At 68.2% G+C, this 25,432-nt stretch carries 26 protein-coding genes; 13 read left to right on the top strand and 13 right to left on the bottom strand.

Going from position 1 to position 25,432, the window contains the following annotated elements; all coding sequences use genetic code 11:
• The first annotated feature begins 102 nt into the window (after positions 1-102).
• The 3 genes from ACUYM2_RS17680 (at position 103) to ACUYM2_RS17670 (ending at position 2,412) form a co-directional block, all read left to right on the top strand.
• Entirely contained in the window at positions 103-588 is a 486-nt protein-coding gene (locus tag ACUYM2_RS17680; protein WP_481601522.1) for an N-acetyltransferase family protein, read from the top strand.
• A 27-nt stretch (positions 589-615) separates the two neighbouring features.
• Positions 616-1,089: a MarR family winged helix-turn-helix transcriptional regulator gene (locus ACUYM2_RS17675; protein WP_481601243.1), complete on the top strand. Its 474-nt coding sequence runs from the start codon at positions 616-618 to the stop codon at positions 1,087-1,089.
• 96 nt (positions 1,090-1,185) lie between these two features.
• Positions 1,186-2,412, top strand: a complete 1,227-nt coding sequence (locus tag ACUYM2_RS17670) for an MFS transporter (RefSeq protein WP_481601242.1) — start codon at positions 1,186-1,188, stop codon at positions 2,410-2,412.
• A gap of 101 nt (positions 2,413-2,513) precedes the next feature.
• Here the strand turns inward: ACUYM2_RS17670 and ACUYM2_RS17665 are convergent, their stop codons facing one another.
• The 3 genes from ACUYM2_RS17665 to rraA all read right to left on the bottom strand — a co-directional run bounded on the left by ACUYM2_RS17665 (position 2,514) and on the right by rraA (position 6,488).
• Positions 2,514-3,953, bottom strand: coding sequence for a sugar porter family MFS transporter (locus ACUYM2_RS17665; protein WP_481601241.1), 1,440 nt, complete (start codon positions 3,951-3,953; stop codon positions 2,514-2,516).
• A gap of 271 nt (positions 3,954-4,224) precedes the next feature.
• The gene (locus ACUYM2_RS17660; protein ID WP_481601240.1) at positions 4,225-5,877 is read right to left on the bottom strand and encodes an MDR family MFS transporter; all 1,653 of its coding nucleotides are present in this window, start codon (positions 5,875-5,877) and stop codon (positions 4,225-4,227) included.
• 125 nt (positions 5,878-6,002) lie between these two features.
• Positions 6,003-6,488: a ribonuclease E activity regulator RraA gene (gene rraA / locus ACUYM2_RS17655; RefSeq protein ID WP_481601239.1), complete on the bottom strand. Its 486-nt coding sequence runs from the start codon at positions 6,486-6,488 to the stop codon at positions 6,003-6,005.
• A 102-nt stretch (positions 6,489-6,590) separates the two neighbouring features.
• Between rraA and ACUYM2_RS17650 the strand changes: the two genes are divergently transcribed.
• The 5 genes from ACUYM2_RS17650 (at position 6,591) to ACUYM2_RS17630 (ending at position 11,636) form a co-directional block, all read left to right on the top strand.
• On the top strand, positions 6,591-7,910 hold the full coding sequence (locus ACUYM2_RS17650; RefSeq protein ID WP_481601238.1) for an MFS transporter: 1,320 nt from the start codon (positions 6,591-6,593) through the stop codon (positions 7,908-7,910).
• A gap of 128 nt (positions 7,911-8,038) precedes the next feature.
• Positions 8,039-8,635, top strand: a complete 597-nt coding sequence (locus tag ACUYM2_RS17645; protein WP_481601237.1) for a TetR/AcrR family transcriptional regulator — start codon at positions 8,039-8,041, stop codon at positions 8,633-8,635.
• 221 nt (positions 8,636-8,856) lie between these two features.
• Complete coding sequence (locus tag ACUYM2_RS17640; protein ID WP_481601236.1) at positions 8,857-10,080, top strand: NAD(P)-dependent malic enzyme; 1,224 nt, start codon at positions 8,857-8,859, stop codon at positions 10,078-10,080.
• A 47-nt stretch (positions 10,081-10,127) separates the two neighbouring features.
• A complete protein-coding gene (locus tag ACUYM2_RS17635; protein WP_481601235.1) occupies positions 10,128-10,628 on the top strand; it encodes a DUF456 domain-containing protein in 501 nt (166 codons plus the stop codon).
• A 42-nt stretch (positions 10,629-10,670) separates the two neighbouring features.
• Positions 10,671-11,636, top strand: a complete 966-nt coding sequence (locus tag ACUYM2_RS17630) for a hypothetical protein (RefSeq protein WP_481601234.1) — start codon at positions 10,671-10,673, stop codon at positions 11,634-11,636.
• A 31-nt stretch (positions 11,637-11,667) separates the two neighbouring features.
• On the opposite strand, the gene ACUYM2_RS17625 is transcribed toward ACUYM2_RS17630, so the two are convergent.
• Positions 11,668-12,318, bottom strand: a complete 651-nt coding sequence (locus ACUYM2_RS17625; protein ID WP_481601233.1) for a LysE family translocator — start codon at positions 12,316-12,318, stop codon at positions 11,668-11,670.
• Between the two features lie 105 nt (positions 12,319-12,423).
• On the opposite strand from ACUYM2_RS17625, the gene ACUYM2_RS17620 reads away from it, so the two are divergent.
• Entirely contained in the window at positions 12,424-12,879 is a 456-nt protein-coding gene (locus ACUYM2_RS17620) for an Lrp/AsnC family transcriptional regulator (protein ID WP_481601232.1), read from the top strand.
• 9 nt (positions 12,880-12,888) lie between these two features.
• Here the strand turns inward: ACUYM2_RS17620 and ACUYM2_RS17615 are convergent, their stop codons facing one another.
• Positions 12,889-13,347: an Lrp/AsnC family transcriptional regulator gene (locus ACUYM2_RS17615; RefSeq protein ID WP_481601521.1), complete on the bottom strand. Its 459-nt coding sequence runs from the start codon at positions 13,345-13,347 to the stop codon at positions 12,889-12,891.
• A 329-nt stretch (positions 13,348-13,676) separates the two neighbouring features.
• On the opposite strand from ACUYM2_RS17615, the gene gluQRS reads away from it, so the two are divergent.
• Positions 13,677-14,573, top strand: a complete 897-nt coding sequence (gene gluQRS / locus ACUYM2_RS17610) for a tRNA glutamyl-Q(34) synthetase GluQRS (RefSeq protein ID WP_481601231.1) — start codon at positions 13,677-13,679, stop codon at positions 14,571-14,573.
• Positions 14,574-14,582: 9 nt separating this feature from the next.
• Positions 14,583-15,200, top strand: a complete 618-nt coding sequence (locus tag ACUYM2_RS17605; RefSeq protein WP_481601230.1) for an HD domain-containing protein — start codon at positions 14,583-14,585, stop codon at positions 15,198-15,200.
• Here ACUYM2_RS17605 and ACUYM2_RS17600 read toward each other — a convergent pair.
• The 7 genes from ACUYM2_RS17600 to ACUYM2_RS17570 form a co-directional block, all read right to left on the bottom strand.
• Positions 15,197-16,525, bottom strand: coding sequence for an ATP-binding protein (locus tag ACUYM2_RS17600; RefSeq protein ID WP_481601229.1), 1,329 nt, complete (start codon positions 16,523-16,525; stop codon positions 15,197-15,199). The genes ACUYM2_RS17605 and ACUYM2_RS17600 overlap by 4 nt on opposite strands.
• Positions 16,526-16,682: 157 nt before the next feature.
• Positions 16,683-18,251: an amino acid permease gene (locus tag ACUYM2_RS17595; RefSeq protein ID WP_481601228.1), complete on the bottom strand. Its 1,569-nt coding sequence runs from the start codon at positions 18,249-18,251 to the stop codon at positions 16,683-16,685.
• Between the two features lie 26 nt (positions 18,252-18,277).
• Complete coding sequence (locus tag ACUYM2_RS17590) at positions 18,278-19,693, bottom strand: aspartate ammonia-lyase (RefSeq protein ID WP_481601227.1); 1,416 nt, start codon at positions 19,691-19,693, stop codon at positions 18,278-18,280.
• Positions 19,694-19,704: 11 nt separating this feature from the next.
• Positions 19,705-20,745: an asparaginase gene (locus tag ACUYM2_RS17585; RefSeq protein WP_481601226.1), complete on the bottom strand. Its 1,041-nt coding sequence runs from the start codon at positions 20,743-20,745 to the stop codon at positions 19,705-19,707.
• A gap of 71 nt (positions 20,746-20,816) precedes the next feature.
• Positions 20,817-21,524, bottom strand: coding sequence for a FadR/GntR family transcriptional regulator (locus tag ACUYM2_RS17580; protein ID WP_481601225.1), 708 nt, complete (start codon positions 21,522-21,524; stop codon positions 20,817-20,819).
• Positions 21,525-21,700: 176 nt separating this feature from the next.
• The gene (locus ACUYM2_RS17575; protein ID WP_481601224.1) at positions 21,701-22,297 is read right to left on the bottom strand and encodes a DUF305 domain-containing protein; all 597 of its coding nucleotides are present in this window, start codon (positions 22,295-22,297) and stop codon (positions 21,701-21,703) included.
• Between the two features lie 111 nt (positions 22,298-22,408).
• Positions 22,409-22,879, bottom strand: a complete 471-nt coding sequence (locus tag ACUYM2_RS17570; RefSeq protein WP_481601223.1) for a DUF6153 family protein — start codon at positions 22,877-22,879, stop codon at positions 22,409-22,411.
• 140 nt (positions 22,880-23,019) lie between these two features.
• On the opposite strand from ACUYM2_RS17570, the gene ACUYM2_RS17565 reads away from it, so the two are divergent.
• Together ACUYM2_RS17565 and ACUYM2_RS17560 are read left to right on the top strand one after the other, a co-directional pair.
• Positions 23,020-23,355: an ArsR/SmtB family transcription factor gene (locus tag ACUYM2_RS17565; RefSeq protein ID WP_481601222.1), complete on the top strand. Its 336-nt coding sequence runs from the start codon at positions 23,020-23,022 to the stop codon at positions 23,353-23,355.
• Positions 23,352-24,449: a cation diffusion facilitator family transporter gene (locus ACUYM2_RS17560; RefSeq protein WP_481601221.1), complete on the top strand. Its 1,098-nt coding sequence runs from the start codon at positions 23,352-23,354 to the stop codon at positions 24,447-24,449. Before ACUYM2_RS17565 ends, ACUYM2_RS17560 begins: the two co-directional genes overlap by 4 nt.
• 12 nt (positions 24,450-24,461) lie before the next feature.
• On the opposite strand, the gene ACUYM2_RS17555 is transcribed toward ACUYM2_RS17560, so the two are convergent.
• Positions 24,462-25,430 carry an L-lactate dehydrogenase gene (locus tag ACUYM2_RS17555; protein WP_481601220.1) on the bottom strand — a complete coding sequence of 323 codons (969 nt, stop codon included), beginning with the start codon at positions 25,428-25,430 and terminating at the stop codon, positions 24,462-24,464.
• Positions 25,431-25,432: the final 2 nt, after the last annotated feature.

Here is a 25,432-nt window from a genome sequence, read left to right as displayed (position 1 = left end):
TGCCTTCTCGAACGTGTCACCCTTGCGTCATGGCAAGCTGGGCGGGTGCCTCCGAATTCAGCCGACCCGACAGTCCTGCTAGCAATCGGCGTCGACGCCGGGATGTTCCGGTTGCGTCCCGCAGCCCGGGCGGACCTGCCCGCTATTCTTCGGCTGCTCGCCGACGACCAGTTGGGCTCCTCGCGTGAGGACCCGACGGATCCGGCGCCGTATGAGGCGGCGTTTGCGGCGATCGACGCCGACCCGGCCCACCTGCTGCTGGTCGGGGAGTTGGATCCGGCCGGCGGAGCCGGGTCCCGCGTGGTGGCGACCTTCCAGCTCAGCTTCCTGCCCGGCCTGGCCCGCCGCGGTTCGTGGCGTGCCCAGCTTGAGGCCGTGCGCGTCGCCGGCGAACTGCGGGGCCAGGGCGTCGGCGCCGCCATGGTGCAGTGGGCGCTTGGGGAAGCGCGCCGCCGGGGCTGTTCGCTGATGCAGCTCACCACGGACAAATCAAGGACGTCGGCGCACCGCTTCTACGAGCAGCTGGGGTTCACGGCCAGTCATGAGGGCATGAAGATCCTGCTCCAGCAGCCTGCCATTGACTCTTAGGGCGCCTAACTGTTAGGCTCCCTAAGTATGAGTGACAATCCGCTGCCGGACGACGGCCTGCTCTCCCTCTCCCGGGACTTCCGGGAGGCCCTTCGCCACAGCATCTACCTCGTGCGGCGCCTGGACGCCGACGGCGAACTCAGTGCCGCGCAGCTCAGTACGCTCAAGATGCTGCTGGACACCCCGGACGGGAGTGACGAAGCCAGCGGCGTGCGGGTGGGCGAGATTGCCCGCAACCTCGGCGTGAAGGTGCCGAGCGCCACCGAGCAGATCATCAAGCTGGAACGGGCCGGGCTGGTCCGGCGGGAGACGGATCCGGCTGACTCCCGCGCCGTCCGGGTCAGGCTCACGCCGGAGGGCCATGCCGCCGTCGAATCATCCAATGCCCGCCGCAACGCGGTAATGGCGGGGATCCTCGGCTCACTCACGGACGGGGAACGGCATGCACTCGCGGCCGCCATTCCGGTGATCGGCAAGATCAACGAGACCCTGCAGCCCTGACAGGCAGGAATCCCCGCAGCCAGGCCCCCTCACAGCCGGGCACCCGGCCCGGCAGGGACAACCACATTACGAACCACAACAAGAGGAGCGCCCTCCATGGACGGCCAGCTCACGGCGCCCGCGCCGGAAGCAGCATCAACCCTCGAGGCCGAGAAGGCCTCACTACTCAAACAGCCCAAGGCGGTCTGGGCGACGGCCCTGGCGGCGGTGTTCGCCTTCATGGGGATCGGGCTGGTGGACCCTATCCTGCCCGCCATCGCCAAAAACCTGGACGCCACCCCCAGCCAGGTGTCCCTGCTGTTCACCAGCTATTTCATGGTCACCGCGATCGCCATGCTGATCACCGGGTTTGTCTCTTCCCGGATCGGCGGCAAGCGCACCCTGCTGGCCGGCCTGGCCATCATCGTGGTGTTCGCTTCGCTGTCCGGCTTCTCCGGCAGCGTCAACGAACTGGTCGGATTCCGTGCCGGCTGGGGCCTGGGCAACGCGCTCTTCGTGGCCACCGCCCTGGCCGTGATCGTCGGCGTCGCCAGCGGTGGCGCCGGGACCGCCATCATCCTCTACGAGGCCGCGCTGGGCCTGGGTATTTCGCTCGGCCCGCTGCTGGGTGCCCTGCTCGGCGGCTGGCAGTGGCGCGCACCGTTCTTCGGCACCGCGGTGCTGATGGCCTCGGCCTTCGTCGCGCTGATCGCGCTGCTGCCCAAGACCCCGCTGCCGGAACGGAAGGTCCGGCTCCGGGACCCGCTGCTGGCGCTGAGCCACAAGGGGCTGCGGACGACGGCGGCCAGCGGGCTGTTCTACAACTACGGCTTCTTCACCATCCTCGCCTTCACGCCGTTCATCCTGGGGATGGATGCCTACGGGATCGGCGGTGTGTTCTTCGGCTGGGGCGTCGCCGTCGCGGTCTTCTCGGTCTTCGTGGCCCCCGCGCTGCAGCGCCGGTTCGGGGCGGTCCGGGTCCTGGCCGGCACGCTGGCGCTGCTGCTCCTGGACCTGGTCGGCCTCGGCCTGGCCGCGGGGCATTCGGTGCCCGCCGTCGTCGTGCTGGTGGTGGCCTCGGGCGCGCTGCTGGGGGTCAACAACACCATCTATACCGAGCTGGCCATGGGCGTTTCGGATTCGCCGCGGCCGGTGGCTTCGGCCGGGTACAACTTCGTGCGCTGGATGGGCGGGGCGCTGGCCCCATTCGCCGCGGCCCAGCTGGGCGAGCACTTCGGGCCGCAGGTTCCGTTCTTCGCCGCGGCGGTCGCCATGGTGTTGGCTATCGCGGTGGTCCTCGGCGGGCGTCGGTACCTGAGCTCGCACGAGCCGCACCTGGTCTAACTCCGCCCCACCAAAGCGCGAACGTACACTTGAGGCCCATGTTTCCGCGGAAACATGGGCCTCAAGTGTACGTTCGCGCCTCTGTGACGGGCGCTAAGGGGCTACTTCTTGGCGGAGCCCTTCGGGACAAAGAGCGTCTCCGCGTGCTCCAGAGCCATGCCGTTGGTTTCCGGCACCTTGAACATCACGAAGAAGAACGACGCCGCCGCGAACAAGGCGTACATGGCGTAGGTGAGCGGCAGCGAGGCCGCCGCCATTACCGGGAAGCTCAGCGTGATGGCGAAGTTCGCGATCCACTGGGCCGCCGCAGCCAGGCCAAGGGCGCGGGCGCGGATACGGGACGGGAAGATCTCGCCTAGCAAGACCCACACCAGCGGACCCCAGGAGGCGCCGAAGCTGATGACGAAGACGTTGGCGGCCACCAGGGCGGCCGGGCCCCAGGCGCCGGGCAGCGTGATGGCGTCGCCGCTGCCGGTCGCGGAACCGAAGGCGAAGGCCATGGTCGACAGCGAGACGGCCATGCCGATGGAGCCGGCCAGCATGATCGGGCGCCGGCCGATCCGGTCCACCAGTGCGATGGCCACGAGCGTCACCAGGATGTTGGTGATCGCGGTGGCCACGGAGATGGTCAGCGAATCCTTCTCCTGGAAGCCCACGGCCTTCCAGAGCGTCGTGGAGTAGTAGAAGATCACGTTGATGCCGACGAACTGCTGCAGCACGGACAGGATGATGCCGATCCATACCACCGGCTGCAGGCCCAGGGCCTTGCCGCGCAGCGACCCCTTCTGGCCGGCGAGCTTGTCCTCTTCGATGGCCTTCTTGATGTCGCGCAGGTGGCGGTCGGTGTCCTCGTCCGGGGCGATGGACGCGAAGATCTTGAGGGCTTCCTCGTCCTTGCCCTTGAATACCAGGAACCGCGGCGACTCGGGAAGGGTGAAGGCGATCCAGCCGTAGACGACCGCGGGGACGGCACCGGCGATGAACATCCAGCGCCAGGCTTCGACGCCGAACCACAGGTCCTGGTCGGCGCCGCCGGCAAAGTTGGCGAACACGGCGTCGGAGAGCAGTGCGGCGAAGATGCCGGTGGTGATGGCGAGCTGCTGCAGCGAAGCCAGGCGGCCGCGCACGTGGCGCGGCGAGATCTCCGAGATGTAGGCGGGGGCAATCACCGACGCGAGGCCGATGCCCAGGCCGCCGATGAGGCGCCAGAAGATCAGGTCCCACACGCCGAGGGCGAAGCCGGTGCCAAAGGCGCTGACCAGGAACAACAGGGCACCGATCTTCATGGCGGGGATGCGGCCGTAACGGTCCGCGACCTTGCCGGCCAGGTAGGCCCCCGCCGCGCAGCCGAGCAGGGCGACGGCGACGGCGAAGCCGGTCACGGCCTCGCTCAGCGCGAATTCGTCCTTGATGGCGTCGACTGCGCCGTTAACAACAGAGGAGTCGAAGCCGAAGAGGAAGCCGCCAACGGCGCCCGCCACGGCCAGCCAAATGACCCGCTTGGGGATCTTGGCGACGGTCTGGTCCTGGGTGGTGGTCATATGGCTCCCTCGGCAATTCGTGGTCCACGGCTCACGCCGCAACTACCCAGTCTTACACCGGCCCCGCCGCGGTGCATGTCACAGGGCAGCTAAATGAGAGCAAGCTTACAATTCCGGCCACGCCGCTGGCTATGCCGCCGGTCTGGCCGCCGTCGGCGTCGTGCGGAGCAGGTTTTCGACGCCGTCGGGCACCGGCGGCCGCGTCCTGACAGGAAACGCAAACGGCAGGCAGTCCAAAAGACTGCCTGCCGTGACGCGCCGTTGCGTGCGGCTAGTGCGCGGGGACAGACTCCTGGGCGGCGGCCTTCGGATCGGTGAGCTTCTTGTTCGGCAGCGCGAAGCTGATCAGGAAGGCGATGCCGGTGAGGACGGCAGCGGTGAGCATTACGGCGTCGATCGAGTGCGCGAAACCCTCGGTGATCGGCCGGGTCAGGGTGGCGTTGGCGGTGTGCAGCCAGCTGGTGTCGTTCAGCGAATCGTTGCTGGCACCGTTCTTGAAGAACTCGTACAGCTTGGCGTTCGCCGGATCGCCCGCCACGGCGGGGTCCTTGAGGACCTTGAGGTAGTCGGCGTTCTGCGCGGCGTCCTTCATCCCGGTGGCAATCTTGTCCGCCGCGAGGCTGAACAGCATCGAGATGAACACCGCGGTGCCCACGGCGCCGCCCATGGAGCGGAAGAAAGCGGCGGAGGAGGTACCCACGCCCATGTCCTTGGCCGGGACGGAGACCTGCATGGCGAGGGTGAGCGGCTGCATGCAGAAGCCCAGGCCCAGGCCGAAGAACACGGCGATCGCGCCGGGGACCCAGAGCGGCGTGTCCGCCCCGAGGGACAGGCCCATGACGACGGCGGCCGCGGTCAGCACGGCGGTGCCCAGGATCGGGAAGATCCGGTACGTGCCGGACGCCGAAATGGTCCGGCCGGCCGTGATGGAACCGGTCAGGATGCCCACCGTGAAGGTGATCATCATCAGGCCCGCCTCGGTGGGGGTAAGGCCCTTGACCAGCTGGAGGTACATCGGCAGCATCGCGATCGCGCCGAACATGCCAACGCCGATGATGAAGTTCAGCAGCGAGGAGAGTCCGAACGTGATGTTCTGGAACAACCGGAGGGGGATCAGGGCGTAGTCTCCGGCACGCTTTTCAGCGAGCAGGAACGCGATGATGCCAAAGACGCCGAGACCGTAGCAAAGGAAGGCGCCGGTGGAGGCCCAGCCCCAGGTGCGCCCCTGTTCGGCGACGAGGAGCAGCGGGACGATCGCCAGGGTGATGGCGGCGGCGCCCCAGTAGTCGATTTTCTGCTTGAGGTGCTTGGCCGGCAGGTGCAGGTACAGGAAGACGACGGCGAGGGCGGCAAGGCCGATCGGGATGTTGATGAAGAACACCCAGCGCCAGCCGTCGAAGCCCAGAATGTTGGCGGACCCGGCGAATGCACCGCCGATCACCGGTCCCAGCACTGAAGAGATGCCGAAGACCGACATGAAGTAGCCCTGGAACTTGGCCCGGTCCTTCAAGGCCACGATGTCGCCGATGATGGTCAAGGCGAGGGCCAGCAGGCCGCCGGCGCCCATGCCCTGGATGCCGCGGGCAATCGCGAGTTCGGTCATCGAGTGGACCGAGCCGGCGTAGAGCGAGCCGGCCAGGAAGATCAGGATCGCCGCGAGGTACAGAGGGCGCCGGCCGAAGATGTCGCTGAGCTTGCCGTAGAGCGGCGTGCTCACAGTGGACGTGATCAGGTACGCCGTCGTCGCCCAGGCCTGCAGCGAGAGGCCGTCCAGGTCATTCGCGATCGTGTAGATCGACGTGGAGACGATGGTCTGGTCCAGCGAGGACAGGAACATGCCGAGCATGAGGCCCACCATGACGGTGATGGTCTGGCGGTGGGTCAGGACCTCTCCGGGCAGGCGAGAGGACGTGGTTTTGGACATGACTGCTCCGAGGGGAAGTTTTAGGGTCAAGCAGGAAGGTTGCTTTCAGTAACTATCTTAGGGCCTGCTTTGTTCCCGCCGATACTCTTCCCCTGGCCACCGCCGTCGCGGGGGCCCGCCACGGGTCACCGTTCCAGCAGGATCCCGTCCGGGTCGCACCAGATCAGCTGGCCCGGTCGGATGGCCACACCGTCGATTTCCAGCTCCACGTCGGTCTCCCCGGCACCGTCTTTGGCGCTCTTGCGCGGGTTGCTGCCGAGGGCCTTCACCCCGAGCGGCAGGCCGGCGACCGCCACCCGGTCCCGGATGGCGCCGTTAATCACGACGCCGGCCCAGCCGTTGTCGACGGCGCTCGCCGCAATCAGGTCACCCATCAGCGCGGTGCGCAGCGATCCGCCGCCGTCGACCACCAGGACGGCGCCGTTCCCCGGCGTGGCCAGGGTGGCCTTGACCAGGGCGTTGTCCTCAAGGCAGCGGACGGTCCGGACCGGGCCGCTGAAGTGCGTCTGACCGCCCAGCGACTGGAACTGAAGGGAGAGGGAGTCCAGCTCTTCGCCCCGCTCGTCGTAGAGGTCGGCGGTATTGACGGGGTGTGGCGGGGTGTCCGGCATGGGTTCTCCTCCTGCTGGCAAAGAGCTGATGAGCGTTGAAGCCCACGATAGTCTGGGCCCCCACTGATCATCAGCTTCAGTCATCCGTTCCGGGGGAACCACATGAGCCTGTCCGATCTGCCGGGCGCCGTTCCGGCCTCCGGTGCCAGCCAGGGTGCCGCCGCCGGGCCAGCCGCCGCGGGGGCCCTTGCCGAGCCGGAGCGCCGCGTCGGCCCGGCCTGGACTGCGGGAGTGGTCCTGGTCAACGTAGGCATCAACGCGGCGTTCTTCGGCCCGCTGCAGGTGCTGCTTGGCCAGCAGGCGGCGGCCTTCAACGAAGGGGAAAAGGAAGCAATCCTGGCCCTCGTGACCGGGGCGGGCGCGGCCGTATCGCTGGTGGCCAACCCCCTGTTCGGCGCGTTCAGCGACCGGACCGCCGCACGCCGCGGCCGCCGGGTGCCGTGGGTCCTGTTCGGCGCCATCCTCGGCGCCGCCGCGCTGACCGCGCTGGCCGGCGCACCGAACGTCGCCGTTATGACCATTCTCTGGTGCCTCGTGCAGGCAGGCTGCAACGGCGCCTATGCCGCCATCACCGCCGCGATCCCGGACCGGGTGCCGGTGCCACAGCGCGGCACCGTCGGAGGACTGGCGGCGATGGGCCAGACCGTGGGCATCCTGATCGGCGCGGTCATCGCCGCCGTCGCGTCAGGTAATTTTGCGGTTGGCTACGCGTTGTGCGCCGCGGCGCTGCTGGCCGGCGTCGTGCTGTACTTCTTTAAGAACGACGACGTCGCGCTGCCGCGGCACGGGCGGCCGCCGTTCCGGCTGGGCGAATTTGCCCGCAGCTTCTGGATCTCCCCGGCCCGTTACCCGGATTTCGCGTGGGCGTGGCTGACCCGCCTGCTCGTGAACATCGGCAACCACATGGTGACGCTGTATCTGTTGTTCTTCCTCACGGATGCCGTGCAGCTGCCCGAGACGCAGGGCATGAAGGCGGAGTTCGGCGTCCTGATCCTGACCGGCCTATACGCGGTCATGGTCATCATTACCAGTGTGATCGGTGGGCCGATCAGTGACCGGATGGGCCGGCGCAAACCCCTCGTCATACTTTCTTCGGTCATCATCGCGCTGGCAGCACTGATCCTGGCCTTCGCGCCGACCTGGCCCGGCGCCCTGGTGGGCGCAGCCGTGCTGGGCATCGGCTTTGGCTGCTACCTGGCCGTGGACTTCGCCCTGATCACCCAGGTGCTGCCCACCGCGCTGAGCCGGGGCAAGGACTTGGGGGTCATCAACATCGCCAATTCGCTGCCGCAGGTGCTCGCGCCGCTCATCGCGTACCCCTTCGTAGCCCTCTGGGGCGGGTACGTTTCGCTGTACGTGGCAGCCGCGGTGATCGGCCTGTTGGGTGCGGTCTTCGTGGTCAAGATCAAGGGCGTGGACTAGGCCGTCCGGGGCGCCCGCTTGACTGGCAAACCGCCCCGTGCGGTGCCGTATAGTGGACGGGATTGCCGCGGCAGCGCTGTGGACTAACCCTCCCGGTTGCCGAGAAAGACGACCCCGGAACGCTGCTGATGCCTGAATTCCCTTCGGATCTTCCGCCAATGGCCCCGCCGCCCACGCTGCCCCGGCAGCGCCGGCGCTATGCGCAGATTCTCGAGGTCGCGGCCGGCTTTGCCCGCAAGGGGATCGACTCCGTGGTCCTCTCCGAGGTGGCGGCCAGGGCGGACGTGCCGCTGGGAACCCTGTACCGCTACTTCCCCTCCTCGACGCAGCTGATGCTGGCCCTCTACCGCAACCAGCTCGGCGAGCTGCACCTCGGCGACCGGCCGGCCGGTGCCAGGATCCCCGTGCAGGCCCTCGTGGGCGTGGTGATGGAAATCTTCCACATGCGCCTCATGCAACCCGCGGTGGAGCAATGCCTGAACCGCGCGGTATATGCCAAGGACACGGACACCACGCACCTGCTCCGGGACATCGATGCGACGGCGGAGAAAGCGGTGACGGAGGTCAGCGGCGACACCGCCGTCTCCAGGGTGCTGCTGCTGACCGTCACCGGCCTCGTCCAGTCCGTCCGCTGCCGCCGGCTCTCGCTGTTCGAAGCCGAGGAAGACCTGAAGAAGGCCTGTTCGCTGTTGGCCCGGGGCCGCGGCGCCGCGCAGTCGGTCTAGACCAGTTACCGGAATATGTCCGCCCGAATCCCCCCGCGGGAACGGCATTGTTTACGATGGCAGAACCGGAGCGGCGCCAGCGCCAGCACTTCCGGGAGCTTCACCGCCGGCCCGCCACCCCCGGGCCCGCCCCGAAGTTCCTCCCCCAGACCCATCCTCGGCACCCCTGTGCCCAGTAGCCAAGCGCCGTACGCCCACGGTGAGCCCCAGGAGACAACGACGTGTCCATTGAAACGATCATTCCCGCCGATCCCACTTCCCCCAACGGAGCCGCAGAGGCGCCGCTAGCAGCGCTCAGCGACGAGGAGATCTTCGCCTCCCACCAGGGCGGCAAGCTCTCCATCGCCAGCACCGTCCCGCTCGCCAGCAAGCGCGATCTGTCCATCGCCTACACGCCCGGCGTCGCGCAGGTCAGCCGCGCCATCGCCGCCAACCCGGAACTCGCCAAGACGCTCACCTGGGCGCAGCGCCTCGTGGTGGTGGTCAGTGACGGCACCGCCGTGCTGGGCCTGGGCGACATCGGCGCCAGCGCCTCGCTGCCGGTCATGGAAGGCAAGTCCGCGCTCTTCAAGGCGTTCGGCGACCTCGACTCCATCCCGCTGGTGCTCAACACCACCGACGTCGACGAAATCGTCGAGACGCTGGTCCGGCTGCGGCCCAGCTTCGGCGCGGTCAACCTCGAGGACGTTTCGGCTCCGCGCTGCTTCGCACTTGAGGAAAAGCTGATCGAAGCCCTCGACTGCCCCGTCATGCACGATGACCAGCACGGCACGGCCGTCGTCGTCCTCGCCGCGCTCACCGGCGCCGCGAAGGTGACGGCACGCGGGCTTGAGGGGCTCCGCGTGGTGGTTTCCGGCGCCGGCGCCGCCGGGATCGCCGTCGCCGAAATCCTGCTGGCCGCCGGCATCGACGACGTCGTGCTGCTGGACTCCCGCGGCGTGATCAACAGGGACCGCACGGATATTGCCGCGGACCCGGCCAGCAAGAAGGCCCAGCTCGCCGCGCGCAGCAACCCCCGCGGCGTGGCCGGCGGCCCCGGCGAGGCCCTCCTCGGCGCGGACGTGTTCATCGGTGTCTCCTCCTCCCGGCTGGATGAGGAGCACCTGAAACTGATGAACCACAGCGCGATCGTCTTTGCCCTCTCCAACCCGGATCCCGAAGTCCTGCCGGAGGTCGCCGCCAAGTATGCGGCCGTCGTCGCCACCGGCCGCAGCGACTTCCCGAACCAGATCAACAATGTGCTGGCGTTCCCGGGCATCTTCCGCGGCGCCCTCGACGCCGGCGCCCGCCGTATCACCCCGGCGATGAAGCTCGCCGCGGCCCGCGCCATTGCCGAACTGGCCGAGAATGACCTCTCGGCCGACTACATCGTGCCGAGCCCCCTGGACCCGCGGGTCGCCCCGGCAGTCTCGGCCGCCGTCGCCGCGGCGGTGGAGGCGGAGTAACGGCGCCCGGCCCGGGCCTGGCACCCGCCCGGCCGTAGACTGGGCCGATGAACCCCGAAGTCGTCGTGACGATCCTCTGCGGCCTGGCCATCCTGGTGGGCGTGGCAGGCATCATCATCCCCGTCCTGCCCGGAAGTATCCTGATCGGCCTCAGCCTGCTGGCGTGGGCCCTCTGGGGAGGTGCCGGAACCGCCGGCTGGGTGGTCTTCGGAATCGGGCTGGTGCTGGTCCTGGCGGGAATGGCGGCCTCCGCCGTGCTGACCGGCCGGAAGCTCAAGCAGCACAGCATCCCCGGCCGTTCCGTCGTGACGGGCCTGGTCCTCGGCGTCGTGGGCATGTTCCTCATCCCGGTGGTGGGGCTGTTCCTTGGCTTCGCGGCCGGCCTGCTGCTCAGCGAATTCCACCGCACCCGCGTCTGGCGCACGGCGGTGGCCTCCAGCTGGGCAGCGCTGAAGGCCACGGGCCTGGGGATGATCGCCGAGTTCGTGCTGGGCTGCCTGGCCGCGAGCACCTGGGTGATCGGCGTCTGGGTGGCGGCGGCCAGCTAGCCCGTCCGCCGGCTGCCAACGGTGCACTATTAGCATGGAAGAATGAGCGCCGGACAGTCCCGAGGACCCATCTATCGCGACACCCGCGACCTCACCCCGTTCGGCGGCGCGCACGTCCGCACGCCGGTGCGCGACATCGCAGACGGCGTCGGCGGCGTCCTGCACACGGCCCTTGGCGGCCGGAACGGTGCGCTGCTCAGCGTGGACGGCGCCACCCCCCGGCTTAAGCGGATGCCCGGGAAGGCGGCGAAGGCGGTGTACGAGGCGACCTTCCACAACACCGATCCCAACCGGCTGATCGCGTTGGGCCGCGCCTACCCCGGGTGGGCCGGGCTTTGCTATGTTCTGGCCGGGCTCCTGGCGCACAAGCAGGGCGGCTATCTGCGTGCCTCGGAGCTCCTCCAGCGGGGACTCAGCACCGGGAACGACAACGACGCCAATCAGTTCGCGTCCGGCTATCTGACCCGTGTGGTTACCCGCGTCGAAGTCGCCGAGCGCATCGAGGTTCCGGTTCTCTTCAGCGAGGAAGCGGTGTTCCTGGCACTTTCGCACTCCCTGCGGGAGACAGGCCACCTCGAGGCAGCGCTGCAAACCGTAACGTCGCTGCCGCCGTCGCTGCCCGCGGCCCTGGCCCGGTGCTCTGTTGCATTCTCGATGGGCCGGGACAAGGAAGTGGTCGTCTGGACGGAGGGGCTGCTGAATGCCGATGACCTTTCGGCCGCGCTGCTCCTGATCCGCGCCCGGTCCCTTCGCCGCCTTGGTGCGGCTACGGCCTCCCAGGCAGCGTTAAAGGAGGTTCTCCGGCGGCGGAAGACCCACCTGGTGCTCCGTAATGATGCCCTGACGGACCGCGCTTTGCTGCTCCTGGATAGCGGCCGCAAATCACTCAATCCCCGCGACTGGCTGCGTGGCCGGCCTGCCCAGCTCGAAACCTTCGAAGTCATCCGCAAAGACGTGGAAGAACGCAGGCTCTGGGAACAGGAATGGAAGCAGTTGAACGGTGAATAATCCCGTCTGGGCAGATGCCTGAGGGCTACTGTCAGGCGATCCCTGCGACCAGCGGCACCAAGTGCTCCGCCAGCAGCACCAGGCCCAGTGCCACCATTATCACTCCGCTTGCCAGGGTCACCCGCCGGGCGGCGCCGGGCCGGGAGTGCAGGAGCTTCCGGGACAGCAGGGCCACGCAGCTATAGATGACGGCCACCAGCAGGACGAAGGTGAGGCCCAGCAGGCCGGACTGCAGCGGCACCGGAAGAGCGGCGTCCGGGCTGACGAACTGCGGGACCAGGGCGACGAAGAAGAGCAGTCCCTTCGGATTAATGCCGCTGGTGCCCACGCCCTGCAGGAAGACCCGGAACTGATTGGCAGCCAGCTGCGGGCCCGCGGCGGGCTCCCCGCCGAAGCTGGCGCCCCGCCACGAACGCACCGTGCTGGCACCCAGCCACAACAGATACGCCGCGCCCGCCACGGTGAGCCACCCGAGGAGCCCGGGCAGGCCGGTGATCACGGCGGCCAGCCCGGCGGCCAGTAACGCCGTATGCACCACATACCCGCCGCACAGCCCGGCAACGGCCGGCACGAAACTGCGGTCCTTGAGCCCCGCCGCGATGGAGTAGGCCCAGTCCACTCCCGGCGTGCAGGCGAGTGCCACGGCGACGCCGACAAAAGCGAGAAAGAGCTGGGGGTTCACGGCGGTCTCCTGACGCTGGGGGTACAGAAGCAAGCCTAGGAATTCCCGGCCCATAAGTGTTTACTGCTTTCGCCCGGCGACCCGCGTCGACGCTACGATTATTGCGTGATTGACCATGTTGATAGAAACATTTTGCGCCACCTCCGGGATGATGGCCGAATGACTGCGACGGCGCTCGCGGCAAAGGTCGGTCTGACCGTTGCCCCGTGCCACCGCAGGCTCCGCGAGCTGGAGTCCTCGGGCGTGATCCGCGGCTACCGCGCTGATATCGACCCGGCTGCCGTCGGACTCGGCTTCGAGGCGATCGTCTTCGTCACCCTGCGGCAGGTGGACCGCGCCACGATGGAGATCTTCGAGAACCGCGTTGCCGAGAACCCCAACATCGTTGAAGCCCAGCGGCTCTTCGGCGAACCGGACTACCTGCTGAAAGTCATCGCGGAGGACCTGCCGGCATACCAGCGTTTCTACGACGCCGAACTGACCTCGCTGCCCGGTGTCGAGCGGCTGACCTCGACGCTGGTCATGAAGAACCTGAAGGCAAACACCGGGCCGCCGGTGTGATCCGTAACTTCACCCGCCCAGCAGGCCCGTGGTCCGGTAGGGGATGACCTCGCGCAGGAACATGCTCGTGGAAGTCCGCACAATTCCCGGGCACAGCCGGATTTCCTCGGAGACCCGGTAGAGATCGTCGGGACTGGTGGCCACCACCCTGATCAGCAGGTCGGTGTCGCCGGCAGGTGCGTGGCACTCCAGCACCTCCGGGATCTTCCGCAACGCGGCGATCGCCTCATCCAGGTGGCTCTGATCCAGTTCAGCGCTCACTGCCGCCGCCACTCCGCGGCCCAGCGCGGACGGCAGCACCCGGCTGCTGTTCGGCCGGAGCGCGCCCGACGCCGTCATCCGCTCGAGGCGGGACTGGACCGTGCCGCGGGCCAGACCGAGTTTTTGGGCCAGCACCATGATGGGTACCCGGGGATCCGCGTCCAGGGCGAGGAGGATTCGCCGGTCCGTCGCGTCAAGCTGCTGCAATCTGACCACTTCCTGCTAACTATCGAAGCGCCTTATGGTCAGTCTGACCAGTAAGCACAGTGTGCGTTGCACCAACTGTATGTCTTCTGCTCAAATAGTGACAACAAGGGATGCGGGCCACCGCCGGCGCCCGAAGGCTACAGATTCCCCGGCACACCTCCCGGACTCTGGATGAGGCATCCCGCAAGGAGCCCGCCGCTGATTGACTCTTGTTCACGCATCGTCATTCCGCACACCTTTACGGCAAGAGCCCCTGAGCCCCCGACGTCGGTTGTCCGAAGTCATCGGTGGCTGAGGGGCTCTTGTGTTGCCCGGCATAGGCTTGTGCCATGACACCCGCCGGACGTTTCGCCCCCAGCCCCTCCGGCGTGCTCCACGTGGGCAACCTCCGCACCGCCATCCTCGCGTGGCTCTTCGCCCGGTCCACCGACCGGCGCTTCCTGATGCGCGTCGAGGACCTGGACCGCGCCCGCGCGGGTGCCGAGGCCGAGCAGCTCCGTGATCTGGCGGCGATCGGCGTGGACTGGGACGGCGGCGTCGTCCGCCAGACTGACCGGGAGCACCTCTACACGGCCGCGATCGACCGCCTTGCCGCGGCCGGGCTGACCTACGAATGCTTCTGTACGCGCCGCGAGATCCACGAGGCGCCGTCTGCGCCGCATGCCCCGCAAGGCGCCTATCCGGGCACCTGCCGGAACCTCAGCGACGCCGAGCGTGCCAGTAGGCGTGCCGTGCGGCCGGCCGCGGTCCGGCTCCGCGCAGCCGTGACGTCGGGGACCATCCAGGATGTGCTGCACGGCAACTTCACCGGGGTAGTGGACGACTTTGTCTTGCGCCGCAACGACGGAGTGACCGCCTACAACCTGGCCGTGGTGGTGGATGACGCCGCCCAGGGAATCGACCAGGTGGTCCGCGGGGACGACCTGTTGCCCTCCACGCCGCGGCAGGCCTACCTGGCTTCGCTTCTGAATATTCCAGTTCCGGAATATGCCCATGTGCCCCTGGTCGTGAACGCCGACGGCGCCCGGCTGGCCAAGCGCGACGGCGCGGTCACGCTCGCAGACCTGGCCGCCGCGGGCATCCCCGCCGGCCAGGTGCGGGATGCGCTGCTGGCCTCCCTGGGTCTGCCGGCGGGTTCGCTGGAGCAGGCGCTCGAGGTATTCGACCCGGCCGCCCTGCCGCGGGAGCCGTGGGTATGGCCCGGGCTGGGCGGACACGGCGCGTAGGCTGGAAACATGTCAGAACCAGAGTTCATGGAAGCGCACGCCCCGCAGCCGGGCTTCACCGTCGAGACGGCGAAGGTCCTCGCCGAGGTCGCCCACAACCGGCAGAAGGACAAGCTCAAGCGGCCGTACCGCGAGCACGTGATCGCCGTCGGCGACGCGCTGGCCGACTTCGATGACGACATCCGGATTGCCGGCTACCTGCACGACATCGCCGAGGACACCCCGATGACGCGGCAGGCGCTGCTGGAGATGGGCGTTTCCGAGCGGGCGGTGGACATCATCGAACGCGTCACGAAGCGCCTGCACGAAAACCCGGACGACTACCAGGCCGGAATCCGCTACATCGCCGAAGACCACGATGCCACCCTGGTCAAGATCGCCGACAACGCCCACAACTCGCTGCCCGAGCGCGTCAAGGCACTGGCCGAAAAGTGGCCGGACAAGCCCCCGGTCACCCGCTACGACGACGCCCGGCCCGTGCTCTACGCCGCCGTCCCGGTCGAGGAGACCCGCAAGATCCTGGCCCGGATCAACCCCTGGCTGCTTGAGGAACTCGATGACATGCTCGACGAGGCCGACGACACCGACTACGAGAACCTCTCCTACGACAGCACCCCGGAGGGCTAGACCCGGCCCAGCAGGTCGATGTCCTCCAGGAATTCCTGCTGCACCTCCGCGCTGACGGTGGTCCGGGTGTCCGCGATCGCGTCGAGGTAGTCCTGGGTCGCCGGGCCCTTCCGGACCGCTTCCCGGAGGGACGCGCCGTCGGATGCCCCGCCCCCGGAAGCCGCCCCGTCGTCGTCGTATACCGCCTTCTCCAGCGCACGCTGGGAGGCGCTCCGGGCCGCGTATTCGATGTCCGCCGGGGAGAAGCCTTCGGTGCGGTCCACCAGCAGCTCCACATCCACGTCGTCCACCACGGTGGCGGGGATGAAGCGCTGCCACATGGCCTCGCGGGCCAGTCGGTCCGGCAGGCCGATCGGGATGACGTAGTCGAAGCGGCCGTGGCGCAGGAACGCGGAGTCCAAGGCACGGATGAAATTGGTGGCGCAGACCAGCAGCCGTCCGGGCTGCTCGCGGAACGCCGGAATGATCTTTAGCAGCTCGTTGGTGACGCCCTGCAGCGGGGACGGGGGTTCGCCGGAGCGCTGTGAGGCGATCTCCTCCACCTCGTCGATGAAGACGACGGCGTGTTCCAGCTCGGCGATTTCCAGGAACGTCTCGCGCAGCGCGCCGGCCAGGCCCATCGGGTCGGCGGCGAGCCGGGAGGGGAAGACCTCCACGAAGGGCCATTCCAGCCGGGACGCAATCGCCTTGGCAAAGGTCGTTTTGCCGGTGCCGGGCGGGCCGAACAGCACCACGGCGCGCGGCGGCACCACGCCGTACTCGTCCGCGAGGTCGGCTTCGGCCAGCGGCAGCACGAGTCGGCGCTCCAGCAGTTCTTTCTCGTTGCGCATGCCGGCGACGTTTTCCCAGAGGTCGCGGGCCAGGATCCGGCCGCCCAGCTGGCTCAGCGGTTCCAGTTCCTGGCGCTGCACCGGGATTTTGCGCTCGAAATAGCGCAGGTTCTTCTTCAGCACGAAGCCGCGGCTCAGGAACGCCTCGACGCGGGTTTCGGACTCGGGCATCAGCGCGGAGAGTTTGTTCAGCCCGTGCGGGGCCATCCGGCTTTCCACCGAGGCCAGCAGCGAGGTGCCGATCCCGCGGCCGCGGAACTCGGGCAGCGTGGCCAGGAAGACGATCCAGCCCTGGTCGTGTGCGGCGCGGCCGACGGCGGCGCCCACCACCTGTTCGCCCTGCACCGCCACGACGGCGTGGTCCTTTTCGCACGAGGCGAGGACCTCGGAGAGGGCGTAGACCGGTTCGACATTCGTGGCCTTGAGGGATTCCCACAGGTGCAGGATCCCGTCGAGGTCGGACGAATGGAAATCCCTGATGCGCCAGTTGGTCATGTGGTGTCTCCCGGGTGGTTCGTCGCTGAGCCAGGTGGAACTGTTCCTCCGAGCTTAGGCGAACCGGGCGGGACCGGAGTGCCCCGGGGCCCTCCATTACGCCGCCCCGCGGCCAGTTAGTCCGGGCCGCGGGGCGCTGACGCGGGGTGCCGGAGGGCTAGCGCGGATCCCCGCCGGCTCCGGGGCCGGGACGGTTAGCCACGAGCGGGGCCGGGCCGGTGAAACCGTCACGCACCGCGGCGATCTCCAGGATCCGGTGCCGGCAGAGGCGCCAGCCGAGCATCAGAGCCGGAACGATGATGACCAGGGACGCGATTGTCCAGGTCCCCACCGGCGAATCGAACGCCATCAGAACCAGCACCGCCAGCAGGAAGGCCAGGGTGATCCAGCCCGTCACAGGTGCACCGGGCATCCGGAAGGCGGGCCGGAGCAGCTCCCCGCGGGCCGCGAGCCGGGCAAGCTGCATCTGGCACAGGACGATCATGGCCCAGGTGCTGATGATGCCCAGCGATGCGACGTTCAGGACGATCTCGAAGGCCTCGGCCGGGACTATGGCGTTGAGGATGACGCCGAGGCCGGCCACGCAGGCGGTCAGGGCGATCCCGCCGTAGGGGACGCCGGACTTGTTCATCCGGGCCGCGAATTTCGGCGCGGACCCCGAAACGGACATGGAGCGCATGATCCGGCCGGTGGAGTAGAGGCCGGCGTTGAGCGAGGACAACGCCGCGGTCAGGACCACGAGGTTCATGATGGCGTCCACGCCGTCCACCCCGATGGAGCCGAAGAACGTCACGAACGGGCTTTCGCCGGCCTTGTAGGAGCTGTAGGGAAGCAGCAGGGACAGCAGCACCAGCGAGCCGACGTAGAAGACCGCGATCCGCACGATTACCGTGTTGATGGCCCGCGGCATGATCTTCTCCGGGTTTTCCGTCTCGCCGGCTGCGGTGCCGATCAGCTCGATCGAGGCGTAGGCGAAGACGACGCCCTGCATCACCACGATGGCCGGGAGCAGGCCGTTGGGGAACAGGCCGCCGTTGTCCGCGATCAGGCTGAAGCCAACCTCCTGGCCGGCGACGGGGGTGCCGAAGATGACGAAGTAGATGCCGATGAGCAGGAAGGAGACCAGCGCCACCACCTTGACCAGGGCGAACCAGAATTCGAGCTCGCCGAACACCTTGACGCTAATCAGGTTCAGGCCCAGCACCAGGATCAGTGCGGCCAGGGCCCAGGTCCATTGCGGTACGTCCGCGATGGGCGCCCAGTACTTCTTGAAGAAGTTCATGTACAGCGCGACGGCGGTGATGTCCACAATCGCGGTCATGGCCCAGTTCAGCCAGTACAGCCAGCCGGTGACGAACGCGGCCTTCTCGCCGAAGAACTCGCGGGCGTAGGAGACGAACGAGCCGGACGAGGGCCGGTGCATCACGAGTTCGCCGAGGGCGCGCAGGATCATAAAAGCGAAGAAGCCGCAGAGGGCATAGCTGATGATCAGGGCGGGGCCCGCGGTGGCCAGGCGGCCGCCGGCGCCCATGAACAGGCCGGTGCCGATGGCGCCGCCGATCGCGATCATCTGGACCTGCCGGGGTTTCAGGCCCTTGTGGTAGCCCTGGTCCTCGGCGTGCAACGCCGCCTCGGAGGCATGCGCATGGGCCGGGACGGTGTGGTCGGAGATTGCAACCTGTGGGGCAGACGGTTTTTGGGCGCGGGCAGTTTCGGGATAAGTCATGGTGGTCCTTCGGGATTCGGGGGGCGCTACTTGCTCAGGTTGGCCAGACGCTGCGGGCTAAGTAGTTCGGTGAGCTGCTCGGCGGTGAGCAGCCCGTGTTCGAGCACGAGTTCCGCGACACCCTTGCCCGTGGCCAGGGCCTCCTGGGCGATGGCGGTGGCGGTGGCGTAGCCCAGGTGCGGGTTGAGGGCGGTGACGAGACCGATTGACTGCTCCACAGTGAGGCGGAGCCGTTCGGTGTTGGCGGTGATGCCCCGGACGCAGCGTGCCGTGAGGGTGCGGCAGGCGGCTTCCAGGTGGGAGATGCTCTTGTGGAGGCTGTGGACAATGATCGGTTCGAAGGCATTGAGCTGGAGCTGGCCGGCTTCGGCCGCCATGGTGATGGTGACGTCGTTGCCGATCACCTCGTAGGCGACCTGGCTGACCACTTCGGGGATGACGGGGTTGATCTTGCCGGGCATGATCGAGGAGCCGGACTGCACGGCGGGGAGGTTGATTTCGCCGAGGCCGGCGCGCGGACCCGAGGAAAGCAGCCGGAGGTCGTTGCAGATCTTGGACAGTTTCACGGCAACCCGCTTGAGCACGCCTGAGAGGTGCACGAAGGCGCCGACATCCTGGGTGGCCTCAATCAGGTCCACTGCCGTGACGAGCGGCAATCCGGTGATCTCGGCGAGGTGCCGGCAGGCAGCTTCGGCGTAACCCGCCGGGGCGTTCAGGCCGGTGCCGATCGCCGTGGCGCCGAGGTTGATCTCGTGGATCAGCAGGTCGGCTTCGGCCAGCCGGAGCCGGTCCTCGCCGATTGTCACGGCGTAGGTGCCGAACTCCTGGCCGAGTGTCATGGGGACGGCATCCTGCAGCTGGGTGCGGCCCATCTTCACCACGGTCCGGAATTCCACGGCCTTGGCGGCGAAAGCCTCTTCCAGCTCGGTCAACGCTTCCAGCAGCTCCCGGGCGGCGAAGATCGTGCCGAGCTTGACCGCGGTGGGGTAGACGTCGTTCGTCGACTGGCTGAGGTTGACGTGGTCATTGGGGTGCAGCCGTGCGTAGTCGCCCTTTGGGTGTCCGAGAATTTCCAGGGCCCGGTTGGCGATCACCTCGTTGGCGTTCATGTTCGACGACGTTCCGGCGCCGCCCTGGATGACGTCCACTACGAACTGCCCGCTGAGTTTGCCGCTCATGACATCGGTGCAGGCGTCCTCGATGGCCCGGGCGCGCTCGGCGTCGAGCAGTCCGAGTTCGTGGTTGGTGCGGGCGGCGGCCAGTTTCACGGCGGCCAGCCCGCGGACCAGGTACATGTTGGAGGCCAGGGGCTGGCCGGTGATGGGGAAGTTCTCCACGGCCCGGAGGGTATGGACACCCCAGTAGGCGTCGGCGGGCACGTCCCGGTCGCCCAGGAGGTCATGTTCGGAGCGGAAGGCGGCGGGATCGTCGAGCGGGGTCATGGCGGTGGTCCTTAGCGGGCGTCGGGGGCGGTGAAAGTTTCGCGGGAAGCGAGGAAATCGGTGGCCTGCACCAGCCCGACGGGCTCGCCGCCGCCCAGCACCGTGGCCGCGGCGAGGGGTGCCAGGGCCGAGGTGTCGACGTCGAGCGCTGCCAGGAGCCGCACGGTGGCGGGCATCCGGGCGCGGTCTCCGCCGTCGGAGATCTTCACGGCGATGGCGCGGCCGTCGGGGAGGCCCGCCAGCTGGACGCCCTCGAAGCCGTCTTTCGCGAGTAGTCCGGGGACCAGGCGCATCAGCGCGGTGACATCCCGGTCCTCGCCGGCCACCATTCCGGGGTGGCGGCGCATGGCGTTCGCGACGGCGGCCTCCGCGCTGCCCGTATCCGTTGCCGAGGCCAGCTTGCCGAAGGCGCGGGCCATGCCGCGCAGGGTAAGGGCGAAGAGCGGGGTGCCGCAACCGTCGGTGGACGTGCGCTCCGGCTGCTCGCCGGTCAGTTCCACCACGGTCCGGGCCACGAGCTGCTGCAACGCGTGCGCCGGGTCCAGGTATCCCCGGACGGGCCAGCCGTTGATGACGCAGGTGGCGGCCATCGCGGCGTGCTTTCCGGAGCAGTTCTGCGCCAGCTGGGTGGCCTGGCCGCCGCCGCTGAGCCATTCCTCGCGTTCACGGACGCCGTAAGGGAGGTCGGTGCTGTTCTCGAGGTCGGCGGGGGTGAGGCCGTGCAGTTCCAGGATTTGCAGCGCGCCGTCGCGGTGGATGGCGGCGCCGGAGTGGCTGGCGGCCGCGAGTGCGAGGAGGTCCCCCGGGAGGTCGAGGCCGGCGCGGACCATGGCGACGGCCTGCAGGGGCTTGAGGGCCGAGCGCGGGTAGAACAGGGCGAGCGGCTCGCCGGCGGCCAGGAGGGTCCGGCCGTCGGCCGCGGTGGCGATGGCCGAGCCGTAGTGGATGCTCTCGGCCAGGCCGTCGCGGGTCTGGAGCGCAAGCGGGACGTGCTGCGGGAGCCTCGCCGGGGCGGGTGGAGTCGGAATGTGCGCGACGGCAGGGGAAGTCATTGCGTCCTTAGCGGTGGAATTGATCGTTGCTGGTCAAGCTGCTGTTGCGGAGTCTGCGCGGTAGGCCGGGATCACACGCCGGCGCGGGGTTGCCGGATCGAGGCGAGGGCAAGGCCGACGGCATGCAGGTGCTGGCTCATGGCGATGCGCGCCGTTGCCGCGTCGCCGGCTTCGATGGCGGCAAGGATGCGCCGGTGTTCCTCATCGGAGGCGTGCTGGCGGTCCGCCACCATATTCAGTGTCTCGGACTGATGGGCCAGGGCCTCGCGGATGTCCGCGACGACGTTCTCGAAGACCTTGTTCCGGCTGGCCTTCGCGATCAGGGCGTGGAAATTCGAGTCCAGGCCAACCCACACCTCGGGGTCGTCCTCGGCGGTCATGGCCGCGACGATGTCGCGCATGGCGTCCAGTTCCTCGGCTGACCGGCGTTCCGCGGCGAGTCCGGCGGCCGGAACCTCAATGTGGGGGCGGGCCTCAGTGAGATCCAGGGCGGAGTACTGGCCAAGGACCAGGTCTTTAGCCACGTGGTCGGCGACGACGAAGGTGCCGCGCCCGGTCCGGGTGACGGTGAGCCCCAGGGCATTGCAGGAGCGCAGGGCCTCACGGACCACCGAGCGGCTGACACCGTATTGCTGGGCGAGTATGGCCTCGGAGCTCAGTTTGGCGCCGATGCCGAGCTTGCCGGATTCGATCTCGGAGCGCAGGACGTTGAAGACCGCTTCGGCCGCGCTAAGGCGGGCGAGAGGTTGTCCGGCTGTCCGGCTGTCTGACAGGTTCACGCTTCAAATATGGCAGAGGTCACACTGGAGTGTCAACTCTCTCCCGCGCCCGAGGCTAGGCCGAACGTACACTTGGGGCCCCATTTCCGCGCCCCGGTATGGTCGAACGTGCACTTGGGGCCCAAAAACGTTCGCGATTGGGGCCTCAAGTGTCCGCTCGGCCTCCCCAGGCGAGCCTAGAGTCCGGCCAGCAGCTCTTTCATTTCGGTGATTTCATCCGCCTGGGAGGCCGCGACGTCCTTGGCCAGGCCGATCGCCTCCGGGTCCTTGCCACCCCGGACCTCAGCGTTGGCCATCTCGACGGCACCCTCGTGATGGCCGATCATCTGGGTCAGGTACAGCCTGCTCGCCTCGGCGCCGGCGGCGGCGTCGAGCTTCTCGAGTTCGTCGTCGCCCAGCATGCCGGACATGACATGGCCACCCGGCATCTGGGTGGATTCATTCCAGCGCTGGAGCCAGCCGGTCATCCGGTCGATCTCCGGACCCTGGGCAGCTTTGATCCGGCCGGCCAGTGCAGCCACCTTGGCGTCGACGCCTCGCTTCTTGAGCATCATCTCGCTCATCTCCACGGCCTGGGCGTGGTGCGGGATCATCCCCTGGGCGAACATGGTGTCCGTGCCGTTATGGTCCGCGGCTCCGGGGGCGGAGCTTGATCCTGAGCCGCCGTGGTCCATTCCGGGCATGCTGCCGCCGGAGCTGGTGCTTGCGGAGCAGCCGGTCAGGGCGATGACCGCGGCGAGTGCAGCGGCCGGAATCGTCAGTGTCTTGTTCATCGAAATTCTGTCCTTTGCTGTCCGGCGTGAGCCGGCGTCGGACGATGCGAGCCTGAGGGGTGCGCACCGTGTGGGGGCGTGGGTGCCGGCGAAACGCGGCACGGATCCCCTTTACGTCCGGCTAATGGACAGCTCGTTCGGCGTTGGCGTGGCGGGGAGGTAGCAGTTGGCGGGGAGCTGCTCCACTTCCGCCGCGCTCCGTGGCTGCACCGCGAGCAGTGTTGTCCCGGGCGGGGGAGCGCTGAGGGAGGCTCCGGAGGGCACCGGGGTGCAGGTCGCGTGCGCAGTGTGCTGATCGCCGCAGTCTCCACCGCAGACGCACGACGACGTCGGCTCCGGAGTTTGGGGGAGGGCCGCCGGGCTGGAGCGGCCGGAGTCGGCGTGGCCGGACATAGGGTGGTCGAACGGGTGGTCGGATGCGGTTGACGCCGCGTCGGTCCCGGAGACGGGAGGCCAGATCGAGTCGTGCGCGCCGGCAAAAACATGCATGCCGAGCAGCCCGGCGACTACGGCGAGAATGGCGCTCAGCAGGGCGGCGCGCGTGAGTGCGGCTGCCGGTTTGCGCATGGGTGCTGTGACCATTGCTGCCCCCTCCTCACGGCTGTTGTCCCGCACTTCAGGCTACCTGTGTTCAACGGTGGTCCCGGGCACTGTGTTCCAGCGTTCCAGGTCCGGCGGTGTCATCAGTTGGCATAGCGCTGAAGACATGACAGTATCTGCGTATGAATGCAGATATGCAGATTGAAGTCGACAGCCCCTATGTGGAGCTTGCCGTCGAGGTGTTCTCCATGCTGGCCGACGCTACCCGGGTCCGATTGATCCTCGCTCTGGGGGACGGCGAGCTGCCGGTCAATGCGCTGGCCGAGCGCGTAGCGAAACCGGCCTCCGCCGTCTCGCAGCACCTGGCTAAGATGCGGCTGGGCGGCATGGTCGCCACCCGGCAGGAGGGCACAAAAGTCTTCTATCGGCTGCAAAATGACCACGCCCGCCAGCTGGTGATGGATGCAATCCACCAGGCCGAGCACGCGCTTGGCACTGCCCCGGGACACGGCGCATGAGCGGGCCGGGGAGCGCCTTGGGCCAACACAGCCACGGCGGACACGAGGGCCATGAGCATCCGCACGGCAGTGACCACGCTCATGATCACGGCCACGAGGCCCACGACCACCCGCATGACCACACCCACGGCCATGACCACACCCACGCCACCGGGCTGAAGGGCTGGCTGCACGAGCTCTTCGTCCCGCATTCCCACGACGCCGCGGACTCCATCGATGAGGCACTGGAATCCAGCGCCCAGGGCATCCGCGCCGTCAAGGTTTCGCTGTTGGGCTTGGGTGCCACCTCACTCTTCCAGCTGGCGATTGTGCTGATCAGCGGCTCGGTGGCGCTGTTGGCGGACACCGTCCACAATTTCTCCGACGCGCTGACTGCCGTGCCTCTGTGGATCGCGTTCCTGCTCGGCCGGCGGAAACCCACCCGTACCTACCCGTACGGCTTCGGCCGCGCCGAGGACCTTGCCGGACTCTTTATTGTCGCCATGATCGCCCTCTCCGCGGTCGTCGCCGCCGTCGAGTCCATCCGCCGCTTCTTCGAACCCCAGCCCGTACAGAACCTCGGCTGGGTGCTTGCCGCCGGCCTCGTCGGCTTCGCCGGCAACGAGCTGGTCGCGATCTACCGGATCCGGGTCGGCCGGCGGATCGGTTCCGCGGCGCTGATCGCCGACGGCGTCCACGCCCGGACCGACGGCTTCACCTCGCTCGCCGTGGTGGCCGGTGTGATCGGCGTCTGGCTTGGGTTCCCGCTGGCCGACCCGATCGTGGGACTGATGATTTCAGTGGCCATCATGGTGCTCCTGTGGGGCACCGTGCGCGACGTCGGACGGCGGCTTATGGACGGCGTCGACCCCCAGCTAAGCGATGCGTTGGCCGCCGTCGTCCGGGAGCGTGCGCAACCAGGCGGGACCTCCCGGCTGCGCTGGTCCGGCCACCGGCTGCACGCGGAGATCACCATCCCCGTCGATCCTGACGCCCGGTTGGCCGACCTGGCCTCGGTGGCAGCACACCTGGAGGAGGGCGCCAGGGGAGCGCTGCCGCACCTCGGCTCGGTGACGGTGGTGCCGGCGCTGACGCGTCCCTCTGCATCCAACTAGCTGGCAGTTGGGTCAGATCCCCAGCGAGGCGAGGCTCTGCCGGAGCGTCTCGGCCGAGTGGTGGAGCGAGGCGCGTTCGCCCTCGTCCATGGGCGTCTCCAGGACCGCGCGTACGCCGCCCTGGCCCACGATGCTGGGCAGCGACAGGGCGACGCCGTCGATACCGTATTTCCCGCCAAGCACGGTGGAGACCGGCAGCACCGCGTTTTCCGAGCGCAGCAACGCCTCTACGATCCGGGCGCCGGAGAGCCCGATCGCGTAGTTCGTGGCGCCCTTGCCGGCGATGACTTTGTAGGCGGCCTGGGTGACTTCGCGGGCAGTCTCAGTGAGGTAATCGGCCGTGAAGATGCGCTCGCCGTCGACCGTCCAGTCGCGGATCGGTACCGGACCGATGGTCGCGCCGGACCACACCGGGAACTCGGTGTCGCCGTGTTCACCGACCATGCTGGCGTGGACGCTGCTTACGGAAACCCCGGCACGGTGGGCCAGAAGCCAGCGCAGCCGCGAGGTGTCCAGCACGGTCCCGGAGGAAAAAATCCGGGTCGCCGGCAAGCCGGTGATTTTTTGCGCGGCGACGGTCAGCACGTCGCAGGGGTTGGTGACCAGGACGTAGACCGCGTCCGGGGCGTGCTCCAGCAGTTGCGGCATGAGCTGCTCCAGGATGCGGACATTGGTGCCGGCCAGGTCCAGCCGGGTCTGCCCGGGCCCCTGTTTGGCACCGGCGGTGATGACCACGACGTCGGCACCGTCGGTGACGCTGATGTCCGCGCCGCCGTTGACGGTCGCCGCGGCCGCGGTGAACTGGGTGCCGTGGGCCAGGTCCAGGACCTCAGCCTCGGCCTTGGCCGCGTTCACGTCAAAGAGCGCCACATGGCTGGCCGAACCGCGGATCAGGGCGGCGTAGGCCAGGGACGTGCCGACGCTGCCGGCGCCGATGACGGCCAGTTTGGAGCCGGAGTGCGCGGACAAGAGCGTCTCCATCT

This window comes from Arthrobacter sp. SD1074B (assembly GCF_056780195.1).
Note: the sequence above shows the minus strand (reverse complement) of the source record. Positions and strands in the feature narration are given on the sequence as shown.